The organism is Weissella confusa (genome assembly GCF_004766315.1).
In the GTDB taxonomy this organism is placed as follows: domain Bacteria; phylum Bacillota; class Bacilli; order Lactobacillales; family Lactobacillaceae; genus Weissella; species Weissella confusa_A.
On the sequence record NZ_PVSN01000008.1, the window covers coordinates 35,753 to 45,164 of the forward strand.

Below are 9,412 nucleotides of genomic sequence, written 5' to 3' on the forward strand. Positions count from 1 at the left end.
AGTATTGACAAAGGACGCAAACCTTGATAATGCTTGCTTTTTCTTGTATACTATAAGGTAGTTTAATTGTGCATAGACAACGGCTGACAGGAAATATTGTCCCTGAAAGCCTTTATAGCAGGGGCAGTGGCGTTTTCGAAGTCGGAAATGTCGTTGTCTTTTTTGCACTCAAAAACCGGTAAAAAACAGATTTTGTAATCAAACTGTAAAGAAACTGGTGTGCGCAGTTGGCCAAATCAAAGCGAGGTGGAAAACTTGGTAGGAACGCTTGTAAAGTACGGTAAGCACCGTGTTCGTCGCAGTTACGCACGAATCAAGGAAGTCCTTGATTTGCCTAACTTGATTGAGATCCAAACGGACTCATACAACTGGTTCTTGGATGAAGGATTGCGTGAAATGTTCACTGACATTTTGCCAATCGAAGATTTCCAAGGAAAGTTGTCATTGGAATTTGTGGACTATAAGCTCATGGAGCCTAAGTACACAGTAGAAGAAGCTCGTAACCACGATGCAAATTACTCAGCACCATTGCACGTAACGTTGCGCTTGACGAACCAAGAAACTGGTGAAATCAAGTCACAAGACGTGTTCTTCGGTGACTTCCCATTGATGACGCCATCAGGTACGTTCATCATTAACGGAGCTGAGCGTGTTATCGTTTCACAACTTGTTCGCTCTCCTGGTGTTTACTACAACGAGGAATTGGACAAGAACGGTCGTCCTAACTACGGTACGACGTTCATCCCAAGCCGTGGTGCTTGGTTGGAATTTGAAACAGACGCAAAGGGATTGAGCTACGTACGTATCGATCGTACGCGTAAGTTGCCTGTTACTGAATTGGTTCGTGCCTTAGGTTACGGATCAGATTCAGAGGTTTTGCAAATCTTGGGTGACCAATACGATTCAATCTCATTGACGTTGGATAAGGACGTTCACAAGGACATCAACGACTCACGTGTCGAAGAGGCCTTGAAGGACATCTACGAACGCCTACGTCCAGGTGAGCCAAAGACGGCCGATTCATCTCGTGCCTTGTTGACGGCTCGCTTCTTTGACCCAAAGCGTTACGATTTGGCACCTGTTGGTCGTTACAAGATCAACAAGAAGTTGTCATTGAAGACGCGTTTGATGGGCTTGACGTTGGGTGAGACGTTGGCCGACCCTGATACTGGTGAAGTTATCGCCGAAAAGGGAACGGTTGTCGACAAGAAGGTTATGGCTGCTTTGGCACCATTCCTTGACCGCGACGACTTTAAGACGACGACATTTACGCCTTCAGACGAAGGTGTTGTGACGACGCCTATGACGTTGCAAACTGTCTTGGTTGAAAACCCAGAGGATCCTGAAAAGGTTTTGCCAGTGATCGGTAACGGCCAATTTGACGAATCTGTTCGTACGATCCAACCAGCTGATATTATCGCTGGTATGAACTACTTCTTGAACTTGCCATTGGGCATCGGCGCAACGGACGACATTGACCACTTGGGTAACCGTCGTATCCGTCGTGTGGGTGAATTGTTGCAAAACACATTCCGTATCGGTTTGAGCCGTATGGAGCGTGTGGTTCGTGAGCGTATGTCTATCCAAGACCCAGATACGGTTACACCACAACAATTGATTAACATCCGCCCTGTTGTGGCAGCTGTTAAGGAGTTCTTCGGTTCATCACAATTGTCACAATTCATGGACCAAACTAACCCTCTTGGAGAATTGACGAACAAGCGTCGTCTATCTGCCTTGGGACCTGGTGGTTTGACTCGTGACCGTGCCGGTTATGAAGTCCGAGACGTGCACTACACGCACTACGGACGTATGGACCCTATCGAAACGCCTGAAGGTCCTAACATCGGTTTGATCAACTCATTGGCTACGTACGGTCGTGTTAACCGTTACGGATTCATTGAGACGCCATACCGTCGTGTTGACTGGACGACTCACAAGGTTACGGACAAGATTGACTACTTGACGGCCGACGAAGAAGATAACTTCATCGTTGCCCAAGGTAACTCAGTTTTGAACGAAGATGGATCATTTGCTTCTGACGTTGTTTTGGCTCGTAAGAGTGAGGAAAACGTCGAAGTTTCTATCGACCAAGTTGACTACATGGACGTTTCTCCTAAGCAAATTGTTGCCGTTGCCACGGCCGCAATTCCTTTCTTGGAAAACGATGACTCTAACCGTGCCTTGATGGGTGCCAACATGCAACGTCAAGCGGTTCCTTTGATCAACCCACACGCACCATTGATTGGTACGGGTATCGAATACAAGGCTGCCCACGACGCCGGTGTTGCCATTATTGCTAAGTACCCTGGTACGGTTGAGTACGTTGACGGTCGCGAAATCCGCGTTCGTCGCGAAGATGGCTCACTTGATAAGTACGAATTGATGAAGTTCCGTCGTTCAAACGCTGGTAAGAACTACAGCCAACGTCCAATCGTTAAGGTTGGGGATGCAGTTGATGCCGACGAAGTTTTGGCCGATGGTCCATCAATGGAGCAAGGTGAATTGGCTTTGGGACAAAACCCATTGATCGCCTTCATGACTTGGCAAGGATATAACTTTGAAGATGCCATCATCATCAACGAACGTTTGATCCGCGATGATGTTTACACGTCAATCCACATTGAAGAATACGAATCAGAGGCTCGTGATACGAAGCTTGGCCCTGAAGAGTTCACTCGCGAAATCCCTAACACTGGTGAAGAGCAATTGAAGAACTTGGACGAGCGCGGAATTATCCGTATCGGTGCTGAAGTTGAAGACGGTGATCTTTTGGTTGGTAAGGTTACGCCTAAGGGTGTTACTGAATTGTCAGCTGAAGAGCGTTTGCTACACGCCATCTTCGGTGAGAAGGCCCGTGAAGTTCGTGATACGTCATTGCGTGTTCCTCACGGTGGTGGCGGTGTCGTTCAAGACGTTCGTATCTTTACGCGTGAGAACGGTGACGAATTGGCACCAGGTGTTAACATGATGGTTCGTGTTTACATCGCACAACGTCGTAAGATTCAAGTTGGTGACAAGATGGCCGGTCGTCACGGTAACAAGGGAACTGTTTCAGTTATCGTGCCTTCAGAAGACATGCCATTCATGCCAGACGGAACGCCTATCGACATTATGTTGTCACCAATGGGTGTGCCATCTCGTATGAATATCGGACAAGTGCTTGAATTGCACTTGGGTATGGCTGCTCGCGAATTGGGTATCCACATCGCATCACCTGTCTTTGACGGTGCCCGTGACGCGGATATCTGGGACGCTTTGAAGGAAGCTGGTTTGCCATCAGACGGTAAGACTGTCTTGTACGATGGTCGTACTGGTGAAGCCTTCGACAAGCGTGTTTCTGTCGGAATCATGCACTACATGAAGTTGGCCCACATGGTCGACGACAAGATGCACGCCCGTTCAATCGGACCTTACTCACTTGTTACGCAACAACCACTTGGTGGTAAGGCGCAATTCGGTGGACAGCGTTTCGGTGAAATGGAAGTTTGGGCCCTTGAGGCCTATGGTGCTGCGCACACTTTGCAAGAAATCTTGACGTACAAGTCAGATGACGTTGTTGGTCGTGTTAAGACTTACGAGGCCATCGTTAAGGGTGACCAAATCCCTAAGCCAGGTGTACCGGAGTCATTCCGTGTCTTGGTTAAGGAATTGCAAGCTCTTGGTTTGGACATGAAGGTCTTGGACGCAGATGATCGTGAGATCGAATTGCGTGACATGGATGATGACGATTCAATCGTTAACATCGAAGCCGCTAATGCAGAAGCACAACGTTTGGCACAAGAATTTGCTGCCGACGGTGCCGAAGCATCAGCTCCAAAGGCTGACGGTGTCGTTAACTTGAACGACGCTGAATAAGAGATTATTCTTAGCCCTGCGCTACTTTTAAGAGATTGTTAGCCAACCTAGCACATTGCTAGGTTCGTGCTTACTGCGTTTGATCATTCGAGCATGGTAAGCACGGACTTAGTGAAGTGCTGGATTGGATTGTATATAGGAACCTACGAAAGGGGTCAAACCATTGATTGATGTCAATAAGTTTGAAAGCATGCAAATCGGACTGGCTAGCCCAGACAAGATTCGCAGCTGGTCTTATGGTGAAGTTAAGAAGCCTGAGACAATCAACTATCGTACGCTCAAGCCTGAAAAGGATGGACTTTTCGACGAGCGTATCTTTGGACCTACCAAGGATTACGAATGTGCGTGTGGAAAGTACAAGCGTATTCGTTACAAGGGAATCGTTTGTGATCGTTGCGGCGTTGAAGTAACGTCTTCAAAGGTCCGCCGTGAGCGCATGGGTCACATCGAGTTGGCCGCTCCTGTATCACACATCTGGTACTTCAAGGGAATCCCTTCACGTATGGGATTGGTCTTGGACATGTCACCACGTTCATTGGAAGAGATTATTTACTTCGCTTCTTACGTGGTTACAAAGGCCGGTGATACACCTTTGACTGAAAAGCAATTGTTGTCAGAACGCGAGTACCGCGAGTTGAAGGCAGAATATGGTAGCGCATTTGAAGCTGGCATGGGTGCTGAAGCTGTACAAACGTTGTTGTCAAACGTTGACTTGGAAGCCGAAGTTGAGACGTTGAAGGCAGAATTGCGTGAGGCCACTGGTCAAAAGCGTGTTCGCGCCGTTCGTCGTTTGGACATTATCGAAGCTTTCGTTAAGTCAGGTAACAAGCCAGAGTGGATGGTTATGGATGTTATTCCAGTTATCCCACCTGACTTGCGTCCAATGGTGCAATTGGAAGGTGGACGTTTTGCAACGTCTGACTTGAACGATTTGTACCGTCGTGTTATCAACCGTAACAACCGTTTGAAGCGTTTGTTGGAGTTGAACGCACCTGGAATCATCGTGCAAAACGAAAAGCGTATGTTGCAAGAAGCCGTCGACGCGTTGGTTGACAACGGTCGTCGCGGACGTCCTGTAACTGGTCCTGGTAACCGTCCATTGAAGTCATTGTCACACATGCTTAAGGGTAAGCAAGGACGTTTCCGTCAAAACTTGCTTGGTAAGCGTGTTGACTACTCAGGACGTTCAGTTATCGACGTTGGTCCTTTCTTGAAGATGAACCAAATGGGATTGCCACGTCCAATGGCTATGGAATTGTTCCGCCCATTCATCATGAAGGAATTGGTTGCGCGTGACTTGGTTGGAAACATCCGTGCCGCAAAGCGTATGATCGACCGTCGTGATGACGCTGTTATGGACGTCTTGGATGACGTTATCAAGGAGCACCCAGTTCTTTTGAACCGTGCACCAACGCTTCACCGTTTGGGTATTCAAGCGTTCGAACCTGTCCTAGTGCCAGGTAAGGCTATGCGTTTGCACCCATTGGTTACTGAAGCTTATAACGCCGACTTTGACGGTGACCAAATGGCCATCCACGTTCCTTTGTCAGATGAAGCTCAAGCAGAAGCTCGTTTGTTGATGCTTGCCGCTGGACACATCTTGGCACCTAAGGATGGTAAGCCTATCGTGGCCCCATCACAGGACATGGTTATCGGTAACTACTACTTGACGACTGAAGAAGCTGGTCGTGAAGGTGAAGGTATGGTCTTCAAGGATATCAACGAAGCTCGTACTGCATTCCAAAACAAGTATGTGCACTTGCACACTCGTATTGGAGTTCAAACGTCTTCATTCCCTGCAGAAAAGCCATTCACTGACGAGCAACGTTCACGTATCATGACGACGACTGTTGGTAAGTTGTTCTTTAACGACATCTTGCCAGTCAACTTCCCATACTTGAACGAGCCAACTGAGGCTAACTTGCACGCCATTGACGACCGCTTCTTCTTGGAGCCAGGAACTGACATCAAGGCACACTTTGCTGAGACGCCAATCTTGCCTCCATTCAAGAAGGGATTCTTGTCAGACATCGTTGCCGAAGTCTACAAGATCTACAAGGTTACTGAAACGTCATTGCTATTGGACCGCATGAAGGACTTGGGTTACGATGAGTCAACTAAGTCTGGTTTGACGGTTGGTGTGGCCGACGTTACTGACTTGAAGGAAAAGCCAGGAATCATCGAAGAAGCTCACAAGCAAGTCGCTACTGTTTCTAAGCAATTCCGTCGTGGATTGATTACTGACGATGAGCGTTATGAGCGTGTTATTGCCATCTGGAACCAAGCGAAGGATGACATTACTGCTAAGCTTATTGAGCACTTCGAGCCTGATAACAACATCTTCATGATGTCAGATTCAGGAGCTCGTGGTAACATTTCTAACTTTACGCAATTGGCCGGTATGCGTGGTTTGATGGCTGCGCCTAACGGACGTATCATGGAGTTGCCTATCATTGCCAACTTCCGTGAGGGATTGTCAGTTTTGGAAATGTTCTTCTCAACTCACGGTGCTCGTAAGGGTATGACTGATACGGCCTTGAAGACGGCCGACTCAGGTTACATGACTCGTCGTTTGGTTGACGTTGCGCAAGACGTTATCATTCGTGAGATCGACTGTGGTACTGATCGTGGTTTGGATGTTTCTGCAATCATGAACGGTAACGAAGTCATCGAGTCATTGTACGAGCGTATTTTGGGACGTTACGCACAAAAGGCTGTTATCGACCCTAAGACTGGTGAAGTCATCGTTGCTCACAACCAAATGATCGACGAAGACAAGGCTAAGGCCATTGTCAACGCCGGCGTAACGACTGTTAACATTCGTTCAGCCTTTACTTGCAACACGGAACACGGTGTCTGCGTATACGACTACGGTCGCAACATGGCTACTGGTGACGTTGTTGAAGTTGGTGAAGCTGTTGGTACTGTTGCCGCACAATCAATCGGTGAGCCTGGTACGCAATTGACTATGCGTACTTTCCACACTGGTGGTGTTGCCGGAAACGATATCACGCAAGGACTTCCTCGTGTGCAAGAAATCTTTGAAGCACGTAACCCTAAGGGCCGTGCTATGATTACTGAAGTTACTGGTGAGGTTACTTCTATTGAAGAAAACCCAGCAGAACGTACTAAGGAAGTTACTGTTCAAGGTGAGACGGATACGCGTACTTACACGTTGCCAATGACTGCACGCATGCGTGTGGCCGAAGGTGATCAAATCCACCGTGGTGAGACGTTGAACGAAGGTTCAGCTGACCCTAAGGAAATCATCCAAGTACGTGACACGTTGGCTACGGAAAACTACATTGTGCGTGAAGTGCAAAGGGTTTACCGTATGCAAGGTGTTGAGATCTCTGACAAGCACATCGAAGTTATGGCTCGCCAAATGCTTCGTAAGGTGCGTGTCATGGATCCGGGTGAGACGGACTTGTTGCCAGGTACGTTGATGGATATCGCGCAATTCCGTGATGCTAACGAAGAGACGTTGTTGAAGGGTGGCTTGCCAGCCACAGCACGTCCAGTTTTGCTTGGTATTACCAAGGCATCATTGGAGACGAACTCATTCTTGTCAGCCGCATCATTCCAGGAGACGACTCGTGTCTTGACTGATGCTGCTATCCGTGGAAAGAACGATCCATTGATTGGTTTGAAGGAGAACGTTATCATCGGTAAGTTGATCCCAGCTGGTACTGGTATGAAGCAATACCAAGCTGTTGAAGACAAGGTCGTTGCAGATCCTGTTGTTGTATCAACTGAAGAGGGTACGAAGATTCCTTCAATCGCTGATATTGAAAACTCAATGAACTTGCACAACGACTAATCTCGGTTAATCGCTGTTAGTTCATAACAAAAAGCACTTCAACTTAGATGTGAATCTAGTTGAAGTGCTTTTTTGTATACATATGAAAAAAGAGCAACTGATACTTTTCTGCGATATAAGTACCAGTTGCTCTTTTCTTTTCAATGCTAAGCTCGTGGGTTGAGCCAGCACATCTAGCGAAATTTGGGGTAGTCAGCTAGATAAAACGTCTTAGTTGAGAATTAGTAAGAGAATCTCACGACGTATTAACTATAAACCCAAGACGACCGATTGCAGATGCATTCCCATTTTCTTCTGGAATACAGTACACAAGGCACTTGTCCCACCCCAGAAACTAAAATTAGCGGGCAAAACGCTTGAAATTCCCATTTTCTTCATAATTCGACCTTACAATAAATGCTTATAAAGAGTAAGAGAGAAGTAAGAAGGACGTTGTGTCATGCGACAAATGAATATTAATAAGGGTAACTATGAGGTAAAGTCTCACTACAAGATGTACAAGGCCGGTAAGCGTTGGGTAGTCGCTGGAATGGCCACGGTATCATTGTTAGGGGGGCTTTTAATGTTGTCAGCGGACGCATCTGCTGATAGCGTCGATGCTGTGGTTCCAGCATCAGAAAGTTCAGTAACAGCTGAGGTTAGCGCCCCAACTGACTCAGTTGTATTAGATAGCGCGAGTGCATCAGTCGCACCCGCTTCTTCAGTGAGCGCTGAAGTTTCAGCCTCATCAGCAAGCTCAGTTGCACCAGTATCAGTTTCAACATCAGTGTCTGTTGTTTCAGCAGACGCTTCTTTGAGTGCGTCACAATCACTAGCAAGTAGTGTTGTTGTGCCAGCTGATGCTGTGAAGGTGCAAGATGATGTAGACGCAGATGGTAACGCGCGTAAGGCGTATGCTTTGGGCGCGTCAACTGATGTTAATCAAGATGTGCAAACGCCAGCGCCAGCTAAGATCAACATGGATAGTTTGGCAAATGCTGTGGCATCAGCCGCTCAAAAGGCGCAAACACCAACGCAATCAACGACAGTCAGCTCTTTGTCTATGCAGTCTGAAGGGACTGTTGCAACTACAACGATTACTAATTCAGCCGAGACGAGTGCATCATTTGAGTACAAGGGTAGTGCACAAGTTACGCCACAATTTACTCACACGGGTGACATTACAAGTTTGGCAGGTAAGTCTGCAGATGAAATTGCTAGTTCTGCGTATGCAATGAACGGCAAGAAAGGTACAGACGCCGATAGAAGTAGTTTTATCAAGGCTAACAGCACGTATGAGTCATACCTCACTAATTACTTTATGAAGTCTTATGATAGCTACATTGCCAAAGCTGCAACTCAAACTGGAACTGATCGTACGACCACGATGTCTTTGGCAAATTCAGTTTACACAGCTGCTAAAAATTACTTCCCATATACATCTTCATATTATGATGCGCCACAGTCCGTTTCTAATGCGATTAGTTATGCCAATTCGGCGGCTGGTCAAACGTTGATTGAAGCTGGTACCGGAGACCAAATTGAATGGCGTGCACTTACACCTGAAATCAGTAATGAAGCAGGGACATTATCATATTGGAAGCAACTTGATACAACACGTAACTTTAACCCGGATTATTCATCAAGACAAACAAAAACCCGCTGAAACGACAAGTTAATACCGTTTCAGCGGGTTTTGCGCTTTCACCCGTTGGGTGAAAACCATAGGAGCTCTTTTTTATGATATTTTGTTAG

3 protein-coding genes are annotated in these 9,412 nt (G+C 46.9%); all 3 read left to right on the forward strand.

The window, feature by feature from the left end:
- The first annotated feature begins 246 nt into the window (after positions 1-246).
- The 3 genes from rpoB to C6P11_RS01405 all read left to right on the forward strand — a co-directional run bounded on the left by rpoB (position 247) and on the right by C6P11_RS01405 (position 9,323).
- The gene (rpoB, locus tag C6P11_RS01395) at positions 247-3,858 is read left to right on the forward strand and encodes a DNA-directed RNA polymerase subunit beta (protein WP_135518082.1); all 3,612 of its coding nucleotides are present in this window, start codon (positions 247-249) and stop codon (positions 3,856-3,858) included.
- Positions 3,859-4,021: 163 nt separating this feature from the next.
- Positions 4,022-7,678, forward strand: a complete 3,657-nt coding sequence (gene rpoC, locus C6P11_RS01400) for a DNA-directed RNA polymerase subunit beta' (RefSeq protein ID WP_135518080.1) — start codon at positions 4,022-4,024, stop codon at positions 7,676-7,678.
- 439 nt (positions 7,679-8,117) lie between these two features.
- Positions 8,118-9,323 (forward strand): KxYKxGKxW signal peptide domain-containing protein, encoded by a 1,206-nt coding sequence (locus tag C6P11_RS01405; RefSeq protein ID WP_135518081.1) that lies wholly within the window; start codon positions 8,118-8,120, stop codon positions 9,321-9,323.
- Positions 9,324-9,412 lie beyond the last annotated feature (89 nt).

What these genes read in the sequence shown, in the direction of transcription:
- C6P11_RS01405 (WP_135518081.1), top strand. Translation starts at nt 8,118, where the DNA reads ATGCGACAAATGAATATTAATAAGGGTAACTATGAGGTAAAGTCTCAC.